Origin of the sequence: Microbispora corallina, assembly GCF_016863035.1 — a bacterium.
GTDB lineage: Bacteria > Actinomycetota > Actinomycetes > Streptosporangiales > Streptosporangiaceae > Microbispora > Microbispora corallina.
Map to the genome: position 1 here is coordinate 73,557 of NZ_BOOC01000035.1, position 19,170 is coordinate 92,726.

At 68.8% G+C, this 19,170-nt stretch carries 19 protein-coding genes; 10 read left to right on the top strand and 9 right to left on the bottom strand.

The window, feature by feature from the left end; translation table 11 throughout:
• The first annotated feature begins 351 nt into the window (after positions 1 to 351).
• Together Mco01_RS30350 and Mco01_RS30355 are read left to right on the top strand one after the other, a co-directional pair.
• Positions 352 to 1,095, top strand: coding sequence for an alpha/beta hydrolase (locus Mco01_RS30350; protein WP_239104010.1), 744 nt, complete (start codon positions 352 to 354; stop codon positions 1,093 to 1,095).
• Positions 1,096 to 1,233: 138 nt separating this feature from the next.
• On the top strand, positions 1,234 to 4,005 hold the full coding sequence (locus Mco01_RS30355) for a helix-turn-helix transcriptional regulator (protein ID WP_204060289.1): 2,772 nt from the start codon (positions 1,234 to 1,236) through the stop codon (positions 4,003 to 4,005).
• A 278-nt stretch (positions 4,006 to 4,283) separates the two neighbouring features.
• On the opposite strand, the gene Mco01_RS40530 is transcribed toward Mco01_RS30355, so the two are convergent.
• The gene (locus Mco01_RS40530) at positions 4,284 to 4,409 is read right to left on the bottom strand and encodes a four-helix bundle copper-binding protein (protein WP_486348085.1); all 126 of its coding nucleotides are present in this window, start codon (positions 4,407 to 4,409) and stop codon (positions 4,284 to 4,286) included.
• A gap of 9 nt (positions 4,410 to 4,418) precedes the next feature.
• Positions 4,419 to 5,051, bottom strand: a complete 633-nt coding sequence (locus Mco01_RS30360; RefSeq protein WP_204060290.1) for a DUF2218 domain-containing protein — start codon at positions 5,049 to 5,051, stop codon at positions 4,419 to 4,421.
• 390 nt (positions 5,052 to 5,441) lie between these two features.
• Here Mco01_RS30360 and Mco01_RS30365 point away from each other — a divergent pair, with 390 nt between their 5' ends.
• Positions 5,442 to 6,050, top strand: coding sequence for a TetR/AcrR family transcriptional regulator (locus Mco01_RS30365; protein ID WP_204060291.1), 609 nt, complete (start codon positions 5,442 to 5,444; stop codon positions 6,048 to 6,050).
• 578 nt (positions 6,051 to 6,628) lie between these two features.
• Here the strand turns inward: Mco01_RS30365 and Mco01_RS30370 are convergent.
• Positions 6,629 to 6,988, bottom strand: coding sequence for a BlaI/MecI/CopY family transcriptional regulator (locus Mco01_RS30370; protein ID WP_036320985.1), 360 nt, complete (start codon positions 6,986 to 6,988; stop codon positions 6,629 to 6,631).
• Between the two features lie 154 nt (positions 6,989 to 7,142).
• On the opposite strand from Mco01_RS30370, the gene Mco01_RS40300 reads away from it, so the two are divergent.
• From Mco01_RS40300 to Mco01_RS30395, 6 genes are all read left to right on the top strand, one after another.
• Positions 7,143 to 7,547 (top strand): DUF6153 family protein, encoded by a 405-nt coding sequence (locus Mco01_RS40300; protein ID WP_372444998.1) that lies wholly within the window; start codon positions 7,143 to 7,145, stop codon positions 7,545 to 7,547.
• 76 nt (positions 7,548 to 7,623) lie between these two features.
• A complete protein-coding gene (locus Mco01_RS30375; RefSeq protein WP_204060292.1) occupies positions 7,624 to 8,253 on the top strand; it encodes a DUF305 domain-containing protein in 630 nt (209 codons plus the stop codon).
• An 89-nt stretch (positions 8,254 to 8,342) separates the two neighbouring features.
• On the top strand, positions 8,343 to 9,272 hold the full coding sequence (locus Mco01_RS30380) for a M56 family metallopeptidase (protein ID WP_204060293.1): 930 nt from the start codon (positions 8,343 to 8,345) through the stop codon (positions 9,270 to 9,272).
• A gap of 1,627 nt (positions 9,273 to 10,899) precedes the next feature.
• Positions 10,900 to 11,109 carry a heavy-metal-associated domain-containing protein gene (locus Mco01_RS30385; RefSeq protein ID WP_204060294.1) on the top strand — a complete coding sequence of 70 codons (210 nt, stop codon included), beginning with the start codon at positions 10,900 to 10,902 and terminating at the stop codon, positions 11,107 to 11,109.
• On the top strand, positions 11,106 to 12,014 hold the full coding sequence (locus Mco01_RS30390; RefSeq protein WP_204060295.1) for a DUF8832 domain-containing protein: 909 nt from the start codon (positions 11,106 to 11,108) through the stop codon (positions 12,012 to 12,014). Before Mco01_RS30385 ends, Mco01_RS30390 begins: the two co-directional genes overlap by 4 nt.
• A gap of 42 nt (positions 12,015 to 12,056) precedes the next feature.
• Positions 12,057 to 13,436, top strand: a complete 1,380-nt coding sequence (locus tag Mco01_RS30395) for a cupredoxin domain-containing protein (RefSeq protein ID WP_204060296.1) — start codon at positions 12,057 to 12,059, stop codon at positions 13,434 to 13,436.
• 28 nt (positions 13,437 to 13,464) lie between these two features.
• On the opposite strand, the gene Mco01_RS30400 is transcribed toward Mco01_RS30395, so the two are convergent.
• The 6 genes from Mco01_RS30400 to Mco01_RS30425 all read right to left on the bottom strand — a co-directional run bounded on the left by Mco01_RS30400 (position 13,465) and on the right by Mco01_RS30425 (position 18,653).
• Positions 13,465 to 13,788 (bottom strand): class I SAM-dependent methyltransferase, encoded by a 324-nt coding sequence (locus Mco01_RS30400; protein WP_204060297.1) that lies wholly within the window; start codon positions 13,786 to 13,788, stop codon positions 13,465 to 13,467.
• Positions 13,788 to 14,972: a glycosyltransferase family 4 protein gene (locus Mco01_RS30405; protein ID WP_204060298.1), complete on the bottom strand. Its 1,185-nt coding sequence runs from the start codon at positions 14,970 to 14,972 to the stop codon at positions 13,788 to 13,790. Before Mco01_RS30405 ends, Mco01_RS30400 begins: the two co-directional genes overlap by 1 nt.
• Before the next feature lie 3 nt (positions 14,973 to 14,975).
• Positions 14,976 to 15,419, bottom strand: a complete 444-nt coding sequence (locus tag Mco01_RS30410; RefSeq protein WP_204060299.1) for a hypothetical protein — start codon at positions 15,417 to 15,419, stop codon at positions 14,976 to 14,978.
• A 242-nt stretch (positions 15,420 to 15,661) separates the two neighbouring features.
• Entirely contained in the window at positions 15,662 to 17,137 is a 1,476-nt protein-coding gene (locus tag Mco01_RS30415; RefSeq protein WP_204060300.1) for a glycosyltransferase family 39 protein, read from the bottom strand.
• Positions 17,134 to 17,970 carry an undecaprenyl-diphosphate phosphatase gene (locus Mco01_RS30420; protein WP_204060301.1) on the bottom strand — a complete coding sequence of 279 codons (837 nt, stop codon included), beginning with the start codon at positions 17,968 to 17,970 and terminating at the stop codon, positions 17,134 to 17,136. Before Mco01_RS30420 ends, Mco01_RS30415 begins: the two co-directional genes overlap by 4 nt.
• Positions 17,967 to 18,653 carry a DedA family protein gene (locus tag Mco01_RS30425; protein ID WP_239104011.1) on the bottom strand — a complete coding sequence of 229 codons (687 nt, stop codon included), beginning with the start codon at positions 18,651 to 18,653 and terminating at the stop codon, positions 17,967 to 17,969. The genes Mco01_RS30420 and Mco01_RS30425 overlap by 4 nt, the downstream gene beginning before the upstream one ends.
• 127 nt (positions 18,654 to 18,780) lie before the next feature.
• On the opposite strand from Mco01_RS30425, the gene Mco01_RS30430 reads away from it, so the two are divergent.
• On the top strand, positions 18,781 to 19,170 hold the full coding sequence (locus Mco01_RS30430; protein WP_204060302.1) for a BlaI/MecI/CopY family transcriptional regulator: 390 nt from the start codon (positions 18,781 to 18,783) through the stop codon (positions 19,168 to 19,170).

The window sequence follows — 19,170 nt, forward strand, 5'->3', positions numbered from 1 at the left end:
TGGAATCGTCAGCATGCTCAAGGTCGCCGTCATCCTCGGCAGTACCCGTCCCACCGGGGTGGGCGCCATCATCGCCAACCGGGCCCGGGAGATCTCTGCCCGGCGGCGCTCCACACCGTCTTCGACCAGGTGATCGCCTCGGGTACGGCCCTGAAGGCCGTGCCCGGCGAGGCCTGAGCCGGTGAAACCCGCCCGTGGGCCGTCGGCCCGGCCGCGGGGCCACACCTCGATCAGGTAGCGGCCCTAGGTCACGCCCGCGTTTGCGCGGGCCGCCCGTTCTGCCGGTGGTGCGTCGAGAGCGCCTTTCCGCCGCCTGCCGGGCACGGCACATTGATCGGCCACTCCGGATCGATGAATCCGATCCGCGTCCACATTTCCCTGATTCTTTCGGAGGTTTCGTTGTCCCTGCCCTCGCTCGTCCTTGTTCCGGGTGCCTGGCACAAGCCGGAGCACCTGACCCTTCTGATCGACGAACTGCGCGGTGTCGACGTTCACTCCGTCGCGTTGAGCAGCAGCGGTGACAATCCGGCAGACCTGGGTGACATGTACCGGGATGCGGCGCTCATCCGGGAGACCGTCGATGCGATCGACGGTCCCGTCGTCGTCCTGGCCCACTCGTACGGCGGGATCCCGGCCAGCCAGGGCCTCGTCGGCGCCGGCAACGTGCAACGCATCGTCTACCTCGCCGCGTTCCAGCTCGACGCCGGCGAGTCGCTGTTGTCCAGTGTGGGCGGAGTTCCGGCGGAGTGGTGGAAGATCCACCCCGACGCCGGCGCCGGGGAGTACATGGAGGCGAACAACCCGGTGGAGGTGTTCTACGGGGACGTAGAGCCCGAGATCGGCCGACAGGCCGCGGCCCGGCTGGGGTTCCAGTCGTCCGTCTCGACGTCCCAGGTGCAGACCCAGGCCGCGTGGAGCTCCATTCCCAGCACCTACGTCGTCTGCGAGGCCGACAACGCCCTCCCGCCCTTCGCGCAGGAGCTCTTCGCCAAGCGGGCCGGCCGGGTCGTACGGATGGCCACGTCCCACTCCCCCTTCCTGTCCCAGCCGGCGGAACTCGCACGGCTCGTCAGGGACGAGCTCGCCGCCGCGTAAGAGGCCGATGTGGGCACGGCGCTGTACGAGGGGGGCCGCCCGCCCCGCCCACCGGCGCGCCGGGGGTGCTCCACCGGTGGGAGATAGACTTCACGCTGGTCGGAGTGGCCGTAACCGACGTGACGAAGCATGACGGGGATGACGACAGACATCGTCGGCAGAGATGCCGCGCTCGCCGTGATCGACGGGTTTCGCCGACGGGCCCGTGAATCCGGGCATTCGCTGGTCGTCGTCGGCGAACCGGGCCTCGGGAAGACCACCCTGCTTCAGCGTGCGGCCGGGCTGTGGCGGCAGGAGGGCGGCCGTGTCCTGTCAGCCGCCGCGGTCGAGTTCGAAGCCGACATCGGCTTCGCAGCTTTGCGGCAGATCGTGCGGCCGGTCATCGACTCGATCCCGGCTCTCGACCGTAGGGAGGCCACCCTCCTCGGGGCCCTGTTCGATCCGGAGACCTCGGTAGCCCTGGATCGGTTGTCGGTTGCCGAAGCACTGCGCGACCTGCTGCACGCCGCGGCGCACGACTCGCCGGTTCTCGTCATGGTCGACGACCTGCAGTGGCTGGACCGGTCGAGCGCCGCGGTGCTCATGCTGCTGGCCCGGCGCCTCACCGGAACGCGCGTCGGCTTCCTCGGCTCGATGCGGCCGGAGGCCGAGGGCTTCTTCGAACGGGCGCGGCTGGCCGAATGCGTGCTGCCGCCGCTCGACGGCCGATCGGCGGCGGAGATCCTGACGGCTCACCACCCCGAGTTGACGCCCACGATGCGCCGGAGGGTGCTGGCCGCCGCGGCGGGAAATCCGCTGGCCCTCGTCGAACTGCCGTTGACGCTCACCGACCACGGCCACGAGGCCGCGGCGGCCGACCTGTCCGGCGTGCCGCTGAACCGGCGACTCCAGGAGGCGTTCTTTTCCCGGATCCGGAGCCTGCCGGCTGCCACGCGACGGTCGTTGCTCCTCGCCGCCCTGGAGGCGACGGGCAGTCTGCGCGTCCTGGAGGCCGCGTCGGACGGGCAACTCCTGGAGACGCTGGCGACCGCGGAACGCGCCGGGCTGATCGGCGTCACCGACCACGGCACGCCGGTCGTGTTCTCGCATCCGCTGACGCGGGCGGCCGTGGTCAACGCCTCCACGGCCGCCGAGCGCCGCCACGTCCACCGCCGGCTGGCCGAGGCGCTCCACGACGACCCGGACCGCCGGGCCTGGCATCTCGCGCACGGCAGCTCCGGGCCCGACGAGCGAGCGGCGTCCGCGCTGGAGGAGGCGGGCTACCGGCTGGTCGGCCGGGGCGACATCGTCGGCGCGGTCACCGCCCTCACGAAAGCCTCGACGTTCAGCCCGGCCGGCTCGGAGCGCGCCCGGCGCCTGGCCATCGCGGCGTACGTCGGTGCCCGCCTCGCCGGTGGCATCGCGTCGGCCGGCGACGCGCTGCGCCAGGTCCGTCAACTCGACGCCGCCCATACCGGCTCCCTGGACATGGCGGTCGCCACGTCGTTCGTCATCCTCAACGCGGACGGCGACGTCGACGCCGCGCACCGTGTCCTGGCAGGTGCCCTGAACGCGGTGAAGGAGGAGTCGCAGTCGATCTTCCAGATCAGGGCGGCCCTGCTCACCCTGCTGTACGTCTGCTTCTTCGGCGGCCGCGAGGAGCTCTGGCCGGTCTTCGACGCACTGGCGTCGCGCCTGAAAAGCCCGGAGATCGACATCGTCGTCCTGATGCGGCACACCCACTCGGATCCCGCGAACGCCGGTGACGCGGCCTACCGGCAGCTCGACCGGCTCGTCGCGAGGCTCGACCGGGTCGAGGACCCCGACGAGATCGTCCTGACCGCGCTCGCCGCCTCATGGGTGGACCGGCTGCCCGGCTGCCGCACCGCCCTGCACCGTGCGCTGGAGCGAGGACGCGCGGCGGACGACATGAACGTCATGACGCAGGCGCTGGTGCTGCTGGCGCTCGACTCCTACTTCATGGGCCACTGGCAGGACAGCGAACGATACCTAGCCGAGGCACTCTCCTTCAGCAACGAACACGGGCTGCGGCTCTCGAGCTGGGCCACGGATCACTGGGTCGCCACCCTCGCCGCCGTACGAGGTGACGAGGAGACGGCGCGGCGCATCACCGACGAGCTGATCCACTGGGCCGTCCCCAGGGGCGCGACCGTGGTGAGTCACCTCTGCCACTACACCGGAACGCTGCTGGCGCTGGGCCGCCAGGACTACGAGGCCGCGTACCGGGAGGCGACGTCGATCAGCCCCGCCGGCACCATCCCGCCGTGCCGTTCGGTGGCTGTCTGGACGGTGCTCGACGTCGTCGAAGCCGCGGTCCGGACCAACCGGCACGCGGAGGCCCGGGCCCACGTGGCGGCGGCCCGTGCCGCACGGCTGGAAACGATCTCCGGCCGGCTCCGCATGCTGGTCACGGCCGCCGAGGCGCTCGCCTCCGCCGGGGACACCGCGACGAGCCTGTTCGAACAGGCTCTGGCGACACCGGGGGCGGACCGGTGGCCCTTCGAGCAGGCCCGCATCGAGCTCCTGTTCGGCCGGCACCTCAGGAGAGCCCGGTCGCCGCGCGCCGCACGGGAACACCTCGCCCGGGCCTGCGAGACATTCGAGCGCCTCGGTGCCAGGAAGTGGGCGGAGAACGCCGGTCAGGAGCTCAGGGCAGCCGGCCGGCCAACCGGTCCCCGGCTGGAGCACGAGGGGTTGACCGGACGGGAACACCTCATCGCCCAGATGGCCGCCACAGGCATGACCAACAAGGAGATCGGGGAGGAGCTGTTCCTCTCCGCGCGGACCGTCGGCGCCCACCTCTACCGCATCTTTCCCAAGCTGGGCATCACCTCACGAGCCGGCCTCAGGGACGCGCTCACCCTCCTGGACAACGGCGGCCTGCCCGGCGGACAGCCGCGGAAGCGCTGACCCTTCTGCCACGGCCGGCCGAGTCGGTGGCGACCACGCGCTGCAAAGGGTAAACCGTCCAGATACCCCCTTGGGTATCTTCTCAGCAACCGCTCGTTTTGGCGAAACAGGAACTACAACCAGTAGTAGTCGGTGTGGCGACATGCCCAGGAGCCGACCGTGATCACGCCCTTAAGCGCTGTGCGAGGACGGCGGACCCAACCAGCAGGAGGCCACGATGTTCGACAAGATCCTTGGACTACCCGTTCACCCGCTGATCGTCCATGCGCCGGTGGTCCTCATCCCGCTCGCAGGAGCGACAGGCCTTGGCACAGTGGGCAGTGGTTGTGCTTGCCGTGGCGCTCGCACTCATCGCCGCAGGCCTTACAGACCTGAACGCAGGCTTCGAGGTTCGTCGGGGTGATGTTCGATGTTTATGAGTGGTCGGCCCTCTTGATGCTCCTGCGGCGCCGAAGTCCGATGCGGGCCCACGCGACCAGCGCGATCTTCATCACAACGAGCGCGAGGACGATGGTGACGGCAGCGCCGGTCCATAGCGACTCTGCCACGACTGTGCCGGCCACGCCGACGTGCAGAGCGATGACCACGACGACGGCCAGGGCGAGGAGGACGCTCTGGAGCTTCGATCGCGGGAAGCCACGCTGCTGAGTCGGGGTCAGTGCGCCGGCGGGTCGAAAGGGGTCGGCCTCAGACGTTTCCGGCCGCTCCCAGGTGACCGTCATCGGGTCGCGGCGGCTGAACCGCTCGAAGTCGCGCGTGACGACGTCGCGAATCTGAACCAGACCGTCCTCGTCGGCCGCCTCGATGCGCAGCATGACGGTGCCGGGATCCGCGACCAGCGTGCACTGCCCCCAGGGAGTGAAGGTGACGGTTCCGCTCGTTTCGGACCACTCGGCCGCCACCCGCACCTCGCTGCGGACCATCGGCCCGTGCAGGTGCATTCGGGAGGTGTGACCGCCGCCGCCCATGGCGGCGGCGTGCTTGCAGAACTGGACGAGGTAGCGGCTGGCCCGCTCGGTCCGGATGTGAGCTTGCAGGATCCGCATGGTGTTCCTGTCTGGGAAGGGCTGGTCTCAGCTGTTGGACTGCTGGGGCGCCGAGCGGGCGAGGATCAGGTCCGGATGAGGGCGATGAGCCAGACCGGGACACCGTCCTCGCCGGAAGCCTGTCGAGGGTGGTCGCGTCGATCGATGAGATGTGCTGGCCCTCGGAGAAGCAGGCTGTGGCGTCGTCACGCGCGACCACCGCTTGCCGTGCGTGGAAGTAGGCGATGCGGTCCCGTTCGTTGTCGATGACGTGGACCAGCAGCATGTGGATCCCCGTCCTTCTAGCCGGATGCCCCGCATGGCGCCTCGTGGAGCATCGCAATTTATCGATACACATTGTCTACGACAGTAGCAGAGTGAATCGAACGCGACAGGATGTATGCTCGGGACGTGCCGAAGCTGTGGACCGAGACCATCGACGCGCACCGTGCCGCTGTCCGGGATGCCGCCTTGGATGCCATGGCGGCGCTGGTGGCCGAGCAGGGGCTGGTCTCGCTGACGATGTCGCAGATCGCCGAAAAGGCGGGCGTCGGGCGTGCGACGCTGTACAAGTACTTCCCCGACGCCCAAGCCGTCCTCACCGCATGGCACGAACGCCAGATCACCGCACATCTCGACCGGCTCACCGCGGCCGCTGATCCAGCCGAGCCGGCTTTCGTACGCCTGCAGGCGGCCCTCCAGACCTTCGCGCAGATCCAGCACCACTCAGCGCGCCACCACGGCGGCGAGCTCGCCACGTTGCTGCATCGAGGCGAACACGTCGACCGCGCGCAGCAACGACTACGGGAGTTCGTGCGAAAGCTGATCGCCGAGGCTGCCGAGGACGGCGACCTCCGCCACGATGTGCCGGCGGACGAACTGGCCGGCTACTGCCTGCACGCCCTCACCGCGGCCGGCACCCTTGGCAGCCCGGACGCCGTCCACCGCCTGGTCGCCGTCACTCTGGCCGGACTGAACGCCCCTGCTCCCCTCGATCGTGGAGGGGCGGCTCACGACTGACGCGGGGAGGGCGCCGACCAGACCTGACAAGCTCGGGACACCCGTGCCTCCCTTACAGCCGCCCACACCACACGGATCCTGTGGCGCTCGAATGGACCATGCTCCGCGCCGCTCACCGGGAGGCGTTCTCGTCAGGCTCGCCGTGCGGCTGCCAAGGAACATCGGTATGGCCGGGAAGAGCCGCCCCGCTCCAGCCCGGGCCGTTTGCTCGGCGATCCATATGTCGGCCTGCTCTCGGTCGATCGCCCCTGTCGCGCATACGGCATTGGCGATGCCCGACAGCATCGGAAGCATGGTGGCGTCGGTGAAGACTCGCGGGCGTCGACGCCGAGAGCGTGCGCGCCCCGCTCGTTCATCTCCGCACCAGCACGGCCGGTGCCGCACCCCACGTCGACCACCGAAACGCCGAGGGCGATGCCCCGCAGCTCGTGTGATCGGGCACGGAGGTCTGCCGCGCCGGGGACGGCGTCGGCAACGTCGAGGATCCGGATGAGCGGATCGAGGTCGTCGGCAGGGACGTTGGTGATGTCGTTGGACATGCGAACGTCGCGGCACGTGCGTACCTCAACGGGCGGAACTCACCCCTGCGGCACGATCTTCAGGGCCTGACGGAGCGCCTCCGCCTCCGAAGGCGTCAGTTCAGCAAGGAAGTGGACGAACGCCGCAGCCTGGTTGTTGCTTGTGGCGAGCGCTCCCCGCATCAGACGCGCCGTGTACGCCTCCCGTGAGGCGACGGCCTCGTAGCTGTACGCACGGCCTTCCATCCAGCGACGCAGCCAGCCCTTCGTGTGCAAGGTGTCCATCACCGTCATCACCGTGGTGTAGGCGATGTCGCGGCTCTTCTGGAGTTCGGTCAGGACGTCGCGCACGGACACCGGGCGGCCGAGATCCCACACGCAGTCCATGATCGCCGCCTCGAGCCTGCCGAACTCGCGCACGTCCCCTCCGCCCTCGACCTTCCTCCCTACACAGGATAGTAGATCAGAGCCAGGGGAAAAGGGATGATCACCACGATCGGTACGGACACCGCACCGCACTGTGAGCCCAGGAGATGGGACAGGCGATAGTGTGTCGACTGTGACTACGGGCGCTGTGGCGCGCAGGCCGGCTCGTTGGGGTTCCCCCTTCCTGCTGGCCGCCGTCCTGGGCGGGCTGCTCGCCATGCACGGCCTACAGCCCTCACCTGGCCCTGTCCCGACTCCAAGCGTCCTGGCCCTGCATTCCGGGCATGCGAACGGCTTCGGCATGCCGATGCCGGCCGACACGCGCCACGGCGACGGTAAGCGCTCTCCCCACGACGGGCACGGGGGCGGCCAGGTCTGTCTGGCGTTCCTGCTTGCCGGACTGCTTCTCCTACTACTTCTCCTCGTCATGGCGGCCGTGAGCCGTTTCATCGCGCTGCCGATACGGCCGTTCTTGAGGCCGTTCCTCCCGCGCGGGCCCACCGCCCGCCCCCGAGGGCCGACCCTCACTCAACTCTGTGTGATCCGGGTGTAGAAGCGCGCTCGGCGGTACGCGCGACCGTCGAAGCGATCGCTGAATGTCCCGAATCAAGCACAGAAGGTGTTCACCAATGAAGCGTCTCATCGTCTCCTCGGCGCTGCTCGCCGGGGCCGGTCTCCTGAGCGGCGCGTGCGGCTCCGCCGACACCACCGCCCACGACGCGTCCTCCATGTCGTCCGTGCCGGCGATGCCGACCGGGTCGCAGCCTCCCATCACCAGTCCGGCGGCCGACCACAACGACAGGGACGTCTGGTTCGCGCAGATGATGATCCCGCATCACCGTCAGGCGGTGGAGATGGCGAAACTGGCCGAGGACCGCGCCGCCAGCAGCCAGGTCAAGGAACTGGCCCAGAAGATCAGGGCGGCCCAGGATCCCGAGATCCAGACCATGACCGGCTGGCTGGAGAGCTGGGGGGCGCAGGCTCCCGGTGAAAGCGCCATGCCGATGGACCACGACATGCCGGGGATGGAAATGCCCGGCATGATGTCCGGCACGGACATGAAGAAGCTCGAAGGCCTCTCCGGCACCGCCTTCGACAGGGCGTTCCTGAAGATGATGATCGAGCATCACCAGGGCGCCATCACCATGGCCAAGGAAGAGCAAGGCGCCGGCGTCTACGAGCCGGCCACGCAGATGGCCGCGTCCATCCTCTCCAGCCAGTCGGCGGAGATCCGCACCATGACGCGGCTCTTGCAGTAAGCCGCCGGAAGGGTGGGTGGTGTTCGTGTCGCCACCCACCCCTTCCTGGGAATATTCACCGGGGGCCTGAGAGGGTGGAGGACGTCGAAATGATCGCCGCGAGCATCGCCTTGGCTTGCTGCGTGCTCCTGCTCGGGCAGCTCGCCGGACCGCTACTCCTGCGAGCGCGGTGGCCCGCTCGTCTGCCGGGCACCGCCGCCGCCCTGTGGGCCGCCGCCACCGCCGGCACCGCCCTGGCCCTGGCAGGGTTGGGCCTTCTGGGGCTCGTCTGGCCGTCGACCCCCGGCCACCGCCTCGTCGACTGGCTCGCCGATTGCCTGAACGACAAGCATGCGATCACTCTCGCGGCGGCGCTGACATCCGCGCTCCTGCTCACGGCGGGAGCAATCGCTCTCCGGCTGGCCGTCCCCAGAGTCGTCCACACCCTCCGGGAGCGGCGCGCGCACCGCGAGATGCTCGACGTGGTCGCGCGTGATCTCGCCGGAACGCCGGATGTCCGTGTGCTGGACCATCCAACGCCGTTGATCTACTGTCTACCGGCGCGCGAGCGGCCCATCGTGGTGACCACGGGCGCGCTCGACCGGTTGGAGGCGGCCGAGGTGGAGGCGGTGCTTGCTCATGAACGCGCTCATCTGCGGCAGAGGCATCACCTTCTCCTCATGCTGGCCGACGCCCTGCATGCCGCCCTTCCCTGGCTGCGAACGCTGCGGCTCGCCCACACCATCCTGCCCGGCCTGCTGGAACTGGCCGCCGACGACAGCGCGGTACGACGCCACGGCAAGGCTCCGCTGATCGGAGCCCTGCAGAAACTGGCCATCACCTCCTGTGCGACAGGGGCTCTGGCCGTCAACCCCGCCACCGCCCAGATCGCGAGACTGCGGGTCGCCAGATTGACCTATCCCCAGCTCTTCCCCGGGCTGTCACATGCCCGGCCGCTGTCCTGGATCGCAGTCGTCACGGCCGTCGGCGTCCCCGTTGTGCTGGCCACCCTGGGCCTCCTGCTGCCGCTGGTGTGCTGACCCCCTGACCACGACCACTCTTCACACGCTGTGGTGTCGTCCCCGCCTTCGGTGCCGGCCCACGGATGCACTACCCGCGGCGGTGAATCGCAGGGCGGTCACGGCGGTGGACACGAGTGCCGGCAGCAGCCCAGCAGACAGGACCGCATCACTTGCGCTCCCCGGCGCCCCATTCCTCCATTCCTGGGCGGCCGCGATGCTCCTCGTGCCGGGGACGCCTCGTTTCCCCGCATTGCAACACACGCCTCTTACCGGTGATAGTAGCGACTCCTTGCGCCACGAGACGGCCCTCCGCTGCCTCGTGAGATACCTCTTCGGACCTCCAGACCAGAGACGGTCGAGTGGTAGACGGTCTTGCGAACCGTCAGTGGGCAGGATACGAGATCCGGGAGTTATCGGACCTACAGGTCGTATCGGGATGAACGACCCAGGCTCTATCTATTATCGCTGCTAGTAGGTTCAATAAGCGGCTAAATCACCTAGATGTCCGTTTACGGATTTTGGAAGCAGGCAATTAAGGCATTGCAGGAGATGGCTGCTGGAGTGCCATCAAACGCCATTTCCTTACATTCGAGGAGATGTATCTGATTAGGGGCAATTATCCTCAAGGAGGAAACGCTATGCCCACTTTCCGCAGTATCATCGCCGGCCTGGCACTCAGCACTACCCTGGCGGGTGGAGCGCTGTGCCTGGAAGCCTTGACCTGTACCTCCAGCGCCAGCGCCACGACGACCACCCACCGCCACAGCAGCTTCGGGCACCGCAGCAAGGGCTGTCACTGCCAGCACTGCCGCTGCAAGAACTGCCACTGCAAGAGCGGTCACTGCTCAAGCTGCCGATGAGGGGCTGGAACGCGAAGTCGGGCAACCTTGGGACGGATCTTCCTGCGGGCAGCAGGAGCGGGACCGTTCTAGAGGTCTGAGGAAGGGCTCCGGCGAACCGCGGCTCGCCGGAGCCCTGATTCCTGATCGATGACGGCTGAGAGCTCGTAGCCGACGAGACGTAAGGGAGACGTGCGTGGTGATTCACCCTCCGGAGCGCCGTAGTACGTCGAGGCGGGTCTGTTCGTCGTCGGTGTCGATTTCGCCGCGCGCGTAGCGCTGCGCCAGAAGCTCCTGCGCGTACGGCAGGCCGGGGCCGACCGGGCGTGGGGTGTCCCAGCGAGGTAGCGGACGAGCAGCACGGTGTCGGCGATCATCGCACCCCAGAAGAGGGACACCTTCGCCTCGAGAGCGGATGCTCTCCGCACCGTGCAGTGAGCAGGCCGACACTACTGCCGAGGTTAGTACCGATGCCTTCCACTCAGCATCCGTCGTTATGGCCGGTGAGCAGTCTGCGCATCTGGTCGCGGTCGCGCGGGTGATGAGATCCAAGTGACGTCACAGCCGGGGTGAAGGCGGCGAGGGGCGTCAGTGACAGCGCCTTGCTGCTGGATGATGCGGTGGGGGTCTCCGTCGGACACTCCCGCGAGCGGCGTTACGTCTCGATCACATCCACTACCATGCGCAACATCTCAATCACTCAAAGGTAAGAACGCCTGGTACCCCTTATGGGTATTCTCTCGCTGCAGGACTGTCAGGAAGCGTCCTACTAGTCAAATTAGTAGCCGCATGCGGGGGAGCCGACAATGAGAACGACTGTGGTCAGGGTGATCGGCATGAGCTGCGGCTCGTGCGCGAGCAGCGTCTCCGCCGCGCTGGGAGACCTCCAAGGGGTCCGCAGGGTTCGGGTCGATCTCACAACCGGTGAGGTGACGGTGACCAGCGAAGGAAGCGTTACCGACAACGCCCTGCGAACGGCGATCGAATCAGCGGGCTACACGATGGATCCGGCATGAGCGGGCGCGTCCGGGTAGTGCTGTTCGTCCTCGCCCTGATGGTCGTCTTCGTCGCGGCTCTGATCGCCGGCCGCCACACGGGCCTGTTCGGAACCGCCGGAACCTCGGGGACACCCGATAGAGAGCGCAGTGACATGCGCTCCATGTCCTCAGGGTCCATGTCCACCACCCCAGCCGCCTCCCGCTCCTCCCCCACACCCGCCGGACTCCTGGTCTCCGACTCCGGCTACACCCTCAGCCCGCAGAACACCTTGCTGCACGATCAGGACACGCTGGCGTTCGCCATTCACGGGCCAGACGGTCGCGCGGTCACCCAGTTCCGACGCCTGAACGGTGCAGCGATGCACTTGGTGGCCGTCAGCCGCGATCTGTCCAACTACCGGCACCTGCATCCGACCATGTCCCCGGATGGCACCTGGTCGGTCCCGCTGCGACTGCCGAGCGCCGGCTCCTACCGGGCTTTCGTCCAGTTCATGCCGGCGACACTGGGCAGGATCCTCACGCTCGGCGTCGATCTTGCTTCAGGCGGTGACTTCACTCCGCAGTCGCCGGCGGCGCCGACCCGCGCCGCTCAGGTCGGGGACGGCGATGATGATCACGACGACCTGGACATCAGCGTCAACGGCTGGCTGCACCCAGGCCAGGACGACGACATCTCCTTCACCTTCAGCCGCGACGGCCTGCCGGTCACCGACCTTCAGCCATACCAGGATGGCTACGCCAACCTCGTGGCACTACGCGAAGGCGACCTCGCCGTCCAGATCGCGCAGCCGGTCACGACCACCTCGGGTCCCGACGTCGGCTTCCGTCTTGGAACACCCGGTCCCGGCACGTACCGCCTGTTCCTCGACTTCAAGTACCAGGGCTCTGTCACGACCGCCGCATTCACGATGGTCGCTCAGTAGCCCGGCCACCCGGCACTGTCGGATTCATCAGGGAGCATTCGCATGTCCTCAGCATTCCTGTTCGTCACTGGCGTCGGGACCGGGCTGCTCGCCGGTGGCGCCAGCTGCGCGGCGGTTCAGGGCGGTCTGCTCGCCGCCGCGGTCACCCGCCGAACGGCCGTCGATCCGCAGACTGCGGCTCCTCCGCCCTCGCTGGCGCCTGTTGCCGTCTTCCTCATCGGCAAGCTGGTCTCCCACGCCCTCCTCGGCGCCGCCCTCGGCGCCTTCGGTTCCGCCATCCAGTTCAGCTCACGCGTCCGAGCTGTGATCATGCTGGTCGCGGCGGCCCTGATGGTGTTCTTCGCCCTCGAACTGTTCGGCCTGCGCATCGCGCGACGGCTGGCGCCGAGGAGCCCGGTAGCCTGGACCCGGCTGGTGCAGAGAAGCGCCGCAACGACCTGGATGCTTACCCCGCTGCTGCTGGGGCTGGCGACCATCCTTCTTCCGTGCGGCGTGACCCTCAGCATGGAGCTCCTGGCCGTCACGTCCGCCGCTCCCCAAGAGGGTGCCGCGGTCATGGCGGGGTTCGTGCTCGGCACCGTCCCGCTGTTCACCCTTCTGGGATATCTGTTTCGCAAGTCCACACAGATCCTGCAGGGCCGCCTGCGGACGGCCACCGGTGCCGTCCTCCTGGCCGTCGCCGCCTTCACCACCGTCTCCGGCCTCACGCTGGCCGGTTGGAGCCCCGCCGCAACGAGCCAGGCCGACGCGGCGGCACCACCGGCAGTCCCCTTGTCTGCGGCAAGAGACGATCGGCCGCAGACCATTGAGATAGGAGTGGGCAACGACTCCTACTCCCCCACCACCGTGACGGCGCATGCGGGGCGCCGCACCAAAGTCGTCCTCCGGACGAACAAGACCACGAGCTGTGCCCGCGATTTCGTCATCCCCAGCCTCAACATCGAAAAGGTCCTTCCCGTAACCGGACAGACCACGATCGAGCTCGGCCCACAACCTCCCGGAAGCCTGACCTACACCTGTGCCGTGGGAATGCGCACTGGAAGGATCACGTTCGCGACGAGGCCGACAGCCGCCGGCACCCTCACCAAGAGCGCTATGGGGACTCAGGTCATAGAGGTCAGGGTGTTGAACGACGAGTACTCCCCCAACCGCATCGTCGCTCGGGCCAATCAGCGCACCCGCCTCGTACTTGTGACGAAGGAGACGACGAACTGCACACAGGACTTCGTCATTCCCACCCTCAGCCTCGAACGGGTGCTCCCTGCGACTGGCCGAACGGTGGTCGACCTCGGCGTACGCCCTCCAGGACGCCTCCCGTTCACCTGTGCCATGGGTGAGCACACGGGAGTCATCATCTTCAAAGACGCACCGGCGGCTTCCCCGTCGCAGGATGGGAAGTCACGAGGCCTGCGGGGAGAATGAGGATCGGAAGGCATGGGCCTGGCCGCGATCAGCACATGGCCACGTTGTTGACGGAGACGACGCGGTCGAAGTTCCCGTCGTCCTGGCCGGTGCGGTCGGCGGTGCCGAGCGCCAGCAGCACACGACCGCTCGCGACGGCCGCCGCGTTGTGCCGTGACGCCATGGCGAGCATGTCGGCGGACGGGTCGAGGCCGCAGATCGTCGGCGCCCGGTTCTGCTGATCCAGCGCCCGTAGGAGCGCGCCGGGCCCGCACCCGACCTCGCAGACGTGGTCGCCCTGCCGGACGTCGAGAAGGCCGAGCAGTTCCCACGCGCCGCGTGTACGGGCCGGAGGAACTGCGCGGCAAGCCATCACGGGCCGACAGGCGCCGACGACCTCCTGGAGGGTGCTTTCATCTCCTGCAGCTCGGTGAACAACTGTTCCCATCGCCCGCGGATGCGATCGACGTAGTACCTGGCGACCGACTCCTTGGCCGCCGTTCCGAGCCGGTTCCGCAGTGACGGGTCGGCGATGAGCGACTCGATGGCGACGGTGAGTCCGGTGACGTCCTGGGGAGGGACCAGCAGTCCGTCCCGGCCACCCGTGATGATCTCGGCCGGACCGTTGGGGCAGTCGAAGCTGACGACGGGCAACGCGTGGGCCATGGCCTCGATGAGGACCATGCCGAAGCCCTCTGATCGGGAGCTGAGGACGAACATCGCGCCTTTGGCGAGTTCCTGCTCCAGCGTGGTGGTGCCGCCCATGAGGAAGACGTGGTTGTACAGGTGAAGGCGGTGGATGAGGCGCTGCAGTTTGGCGCGTTCCTTGCCGTCGCCGTAGATGCGCAGCTGCCAGTCGGGGTGTTTGTCGGCGACCGCGGCGAACGCCTCGACCAGCAGGTCGAATCCTTTCTGGCGGGTGAGGCGTCCGGCCGCGACGATGATTTTGCTGTTCGGTGCGGCGGGCGTGCGTACGGCCGGTGTCAGAGCGTTGGGGATGGTGGCCAGGCGGGTACGTGCGCCGTCGAGGATCGCGGCGTACTCGGCGGCGTCGGCGTCGGTGAGGGTCACCACGGCGTCGAGACGGGGGTACCAGCGGGCGATCTGGTCGATCAAGTCGGGTTTGTGGGAGCGCACGTACATGTGTTCCTGAGCGACCCGGATGACGCTGGGCGAGGCGAAGCGTGCGGCGAGCAGATTGAGGGCGGGGCGAGTGGTGACCAGCACTCCGCCGTCCAGGGACCGCAGGTAGCGGACCAATCCGCGGTCGCTCAGTCGGTTGAAACTCGCGTAGCGGACCTCTGACGGCGGGACGAGGCGGCTGGCCCGGCCACCGAGCCACGCCCGGATGGGATGCCGCCAACCGGATCCACGCAGGCCGGCCAGGGTGAGCAGGCGCACTCGCGGATCAAGATCGAACCTCGGCTGATCCCGCGTCTGGAAGACGCTGACCAACTCGACATCGTGCTCACCGGCCAGGGCGTTCGCCTGATTGATCACGGTACGAATGGTGCCGCCGACGCTGTAGGCGTTGAAGAGCAGGTAGCGGATCTTCATCTGTCAGCCACGCCGGCAGATCAGCGACAGGTTCGACTGAACGGTGTAGTACGGCTTGACGCTGATCGGGCCCATCGGGGTGTCGTCCGTCTGGGCGGGGAAGGTGATGACCTTCTTCTTGTTGGGGATGTCGTCAAGGTGGCGCCCCAGCCGTAGCGGTTCCGATCTGCCTGGCACTTTCAGATGCAGGTCCCAGACCTGGCGGCCGTCGTCACCTTCGAGTGGGGAGGCCGACGCGAGCAGGTCGATGCCGAAGGACGTCTCGAACCGTCCGCCGCGCAATGTCGCCGGACACGTCAGTACGACGGTGGGATGGTCGCGATCCGTCAGGGTCAAGGTGGCTGTCTCCGGTGCCGAGCCGGCCTCGGCCCCGGCGATGAAACCGGTCAGACGCACCCGGCCACCCCGGGGCCACACCTGCTCGACTTCCGCGTGTCCGAGCTCCATTCCGGACCTCCTTGCAGTGCACAGTTCGCAAAGCTCAATTACTATCCCGATAGTAACTACTAGTCCGATAGTAGCTCGAATCGGGAGAGACCAGCGACCTGACCTGCGATGAAGCACCGGCGGCAGACGGCGATGACAGCGCTCGCCCGGCAGGGCAGGGAAGAGAACCCGGCAGCTGTCCGGACGGACCGTCGCCCGGGTCCGCTCATGTCGCGGCCCGTCAACCCGTGGAGGCATCACCGTCAGCGGGGTGCGAACGACCGGAGGTAGGCGGTGTAGCCGGTGCCCCGGATCCGGCGGGAGGTCCAGGTGCGGGCGTAGTCCGGGGGGCCGGAGCGCGTCTTGGCGAGGGCGGCGGTGGGTTCGGTGGCGGCGCGGCGCAGCAGGTCGGCCCTGGTGGTGTCGCGGTTGTTTCCGCTGACGTCGGCGGAGGCGCAGCCGGCGTAGTAGCCGATCGGCTGGGCGTGGCTGCCGGTGACCAGACAGGGTGGGTGCAGGCCGAGGCGGCGCAGGGCGTCGGCGACCGCTTGGTAGCGGCCGGCGGTGACCCGGGCGGCGGCGGCGTTGTTCCGGAGGATTCCGTACTGTGTCGCCAGATGCAGGACGAGCACGACGGCGAGTGCCCCCGCGACGGTCGTGCGGGCAGGCGCCGGATGGACGGCGCGCACGATCCGGGCGGCAAGGGTGGCGACGGGCAGGGCGAGCAGCGCGTAGACGGGCAGGAAGAAGCGCGGCGCGGAGTAGTCGATGAGGACGAGATAGGGAACGCTCATTGCTCCGGCGCAGGCGACGGGCAGCAGGGTCGGCGCCGGGCGTCCTGCCCTCACGGCCACCGCGCATGCTGCGAACGCGAGCAGCGGCAGGGAAAGCCACCACAGGGTGAGCGCGGGGTGGCTCAAGGGGACGGTGCAGGGGCGGCACAGCAGGGGCCCGTTCAGGCTGCGCCAGGCGTCGCCACCGGCCCAGTGACGACCCATGCCGCCCTCGGTGGCGCTGGAGGCGTGCAGGCGGGCGGCGAGGCCGCCCCACCGGGCGTATGCTTCGGCGATCCACTCGGCGCCGCCCGCGGCCAGCCCACCGGCCACGGCGAAAGCGGGGGCCGGTCGCCGCCAGGCGCGCACCGCGAGGCAGGCAGCCAATAGCGCCGACGCGAGCCAGATGCCGTCGGAGAAGCGGAACAGCGTGGCCGCGGCGACCGCGACACCCAGGCCCGCGAGCATGGCCCGGGAGGCATCGGACTGCTGGGCCCGCAGGAACCACCCGGCCGCGGCCACCGCCGACAACGCCACCCACAGGTTGGGCATGGCCTGCGGCCCGTACAGCACAGTGGTCCACAGGCCGGCGAACAGCAGGGCGGCCAGCGCGGTCGGGCCGGGCCCGAGCAGCGGCCGCCAAATTCGGTAGGCCCCGTACAGCGCCGCGGCCGACAGTAGCGCCAGGACGACTCTGAGCGCCGCGGTGGAGCCGATGACGGCCAGGACGGGGGCGGCGAGCAGGCTCACGCCCCGGGAGCGAGGTGCGCTGAAGTAGGCGGCCGGGTTACGCGGGTCGACCTGGGACAGGTACACCGTCTCGTCCCAGCCGAGCCCGAGGTGCGGGGCGGCGAGGGTCAGCTGTGCCGCCGCGTAGCCGGCGGCCACGACAGCAAGCCACGGCAGGCGCCCGGACAACCGGGCCCACGACCGGGCTCCCCAGCGGGCCGGGGCCTGCGTGGTCATGCGGTGATCGCTCCGGCGCCGAGCAGGGCGAGCAGGAGCACACCGGCGGCGATCCGGTAGACCACGAAGGCGGTGAAGGAGTGGCGGGCGACGTACCGCAGCAGCCAGGCGATCGAGGCGTAGGCGACGATGAAGGACACCGCCGTCCCGGCCACCAGCGGCGCGAGGCCGGTCCCGGCGCCGGCGGCGTCCTTGAGCTCGTACAGGCCGGCCCCCGTCAGGGCGGGGATGCCGAGGAGGAACGACAGCCGGGTGGCCGCGACCCGGTCCAGGTCGAGCAGCAGGGCGGTGGACATGGTCGCCCCCGAGCGGGAGAAGCCGGGGAACAGCAGGGCGAGAATCTGGGAGGTGCCCACCAGCATGGCGTCGGTGAACGTGGTGTCGTCCTCGCCGCGCTTGTGGCGGCCCATCCGGTCGGCGGCCCACATGACGGCGCTGCCGGCCAGCAGCGAGGCGGCCACCACCCACAGCGAGGCGAGGGGGCCCTGGATGAGCGGCTTGGCGGCCAGGCCCACGACCACGATCGGGATCGTGGCGAACACCACCCACCAGGCGAAGGCGTAGTCGTGGCCGCGCCGCTCCTCCGGCCGGATTAGGCCGCGCAACCAGGCGGAGACGATCCGCACGATGTCGCCGGAGAAGTACACCAGCGCCGCGGCGATCGCCCCGACCTGGATCACCGCGGTGAAGCCGACCACCGCGGCGTCGCTCACCCGGATGCCCATCAGGCCCTCGGCGATCTTCAGGTGACCGGTGGAGGAGACCGGGAGGAACTCCGTCACCCCTTCGACGACGCCGAGCACCACGGCCTGGATCAGGCTGATACCGCTCACTTGAGGTCCTCCTGTGTGGACGAGGTCACGGGGGCGCTGTCGCGGGTCGCCGCCGCGGCGATCCTGGCGCGGCGACGGGCACGTAGCGCCTCGGCGGCCAGGGGCAGCAGGGACACCGCGACGATCGCGCCGATGATGGGCAGCAGATAGCGGTCGACGTCCGGGACAGTGGCCCCCAGGGCGTAACCGGCGAGCACGAGGCCGACCGTCCACGCCAGGCCGCCGATGACCTGCCAAACAGTGAAGGTGCGCGCCGGTACCTGGACCACTCCTGCGAGTGGATTGAGCACGGTTCGCACGAGCGGGATGAACCGGGCCAAGACGATGGCCTTGCCGTGCCCGTAGCGGACGAGCAGCGCCTCGGCCCGGGCCGCGCCGCGGCGAAGGTGGGCGTTGCGGGTTCGCGTGAGCAGCGCGCGACCCGCCCGGCGGCCGATCAGGTAGCCGGTCTGGGCGCCGAGGATCGCCCCGGCCACGGCCGCGGCCAGCACGAGGGGCAGTGACAGACGTACGCCGGCCGTCGTGGTGGTGCACAGCAGGCCCGCGGTGAACAGCAGCGAGTCTCCGGGCAGGAAGAACCCGATCAACAGGCCGGTCTCGGCGAACAGCACCACGAACACACCCGCGGCGCCGAGCGAGGTCAGCAGAGAGGTGGCATCCAGTGGATTGAGCGGCTGCGACAACCGGGAGTCCTTTCACCGCGCCCTGTCCTCCGGCCTCAACACCTGGCACACTCAGAGGACGGCAGCTTTTACACGGCCGTAGAAGTTTTACACGACTGTAGAAGATGAGCAGGGGAAACGACAACCCATGGACGCCACTTCACAGGGGCGGGTACCCAGGCGCGCCAACGGCGAGCGGGAGTCCGAGATCCTCGACGTGCTGCTGCGCGCCGGCGCCCCGTTGACTCCCGGCGAGGTCGCCGAACGCATGAGCAGCGAGTTGACCTACAGCACGGTGGTGACGATTCTCACCAGGCTGTACGCCAAGCAGTTGCTCACCCGTCAACCCCGCGGACGCGCCTACGCCTACAGCCCCGTGACCGACGAAGACGGGTACGCCGCCCGCCGCATGCGCACCGTCCTGGAGGAACGGCCCGACCGTCAGGCCGTTCTCGCCCGCTTCGCCGACGGCCTGTCGGCGTCCGACGCGGAACTGCTGCGCCGGCTGCTCGGGCCCGAGTCCGGGCACGGCCGGTAA

Bases quoted from the DNA above. Each gene is read 5' to 3' on its own strand.
- Mco01_RS30350 (WP_239104010.1), top strand. From the start codon at position 352: ATGAATCCGATCCGCGTCCACATTTCCCTGATTCTTTCGGAGGTTTCG.
- Mco01_RS30355 (WP_204060289.1), top strand. From the start codon at position 1,234: ATGACGACAGACATCGTCGGCAGAGATGCCGCGCTCGCCGTGATCGAC.
- Mco01_RS30360 (WP_204060290.1), bottom strand. From the start codon at position 5,051: ATGCGGATCCTGCAAGCTCACATCCGGACCGAGCGGGCCAGCCGCTAC.
- Mco01_RS30375 (WP_204060292.1), top strand. From the start codon at position 7,624: ATGAAGCGTCTCATCGTCTCCTCGGCGCTGCTCGCCGGGGCCGGTCTC.
- Mco01_RS30380 (WP_204060293.1), top strand. From the start codon at position 8,343: ATGATCGCCGCGAGCATCGCCTTGGCTTGCTGCGTGCTCCTGCTCGGG.
- Mco01_RS30385 (WP_204060294.1), top strand. From the start codon at position 10,900: ATGAGAACGACTGTGGTCAGGGTGATCGGCATGAGCTGCGGCTCGTGC.
- Mco01_RS30390 (WP_204060295.1), top strand. From the start codon at position 11,106: ATGAGCGGGCGCGTCCGGGTAGTGCTGTTCGTCCTCGCCCTGATGGTC.
- Mco01_RS30395 (WP_204060296.1), top strand. From the start codon at position 12,057: ATGTCCTCAGCATTCCTGTTCGTCACTGGCGTCGGGACCGGGCTGCTC.
- Mco01_RS30400 (WP_204060297.1), bottom strand. From the start codon at position 13,788: ATGGCTTGCCGCGCAGTTCCTCCGGCCCGTACACGCGGCGCGTGGGAA.
- Mco01_RS30405 (WP_204060298.1), bottom strand. From the start codon at position 14,972: ATGAAGATCCGCTACCTGCTCTTCAACGCCTACAGCGTCGGCGGCACC.
- Mco01_RS30410 (WP_204060299.1), bottom strand. From the start codon at position 15,419: ATGGAGCTCGGACACGCGGAAGTCGAGCAGGTGTGGCCCCGGGGTGGC.
- Mco01_RS30415 (WP_204060300.1), bottom strand. From the start codon at position 17,137: ATGACCACGCAGGCCCCGGCCCGCTGGGGAGCCCGGTCGTGGGCCCGG.
- Mco01_RS30430 (WP_204060302.1), top strand. From the start codon at position 18,781: ATGGACGCCACTTCACAGGGGCGGGTACCCAGGCGCGCCAACGGCGAG.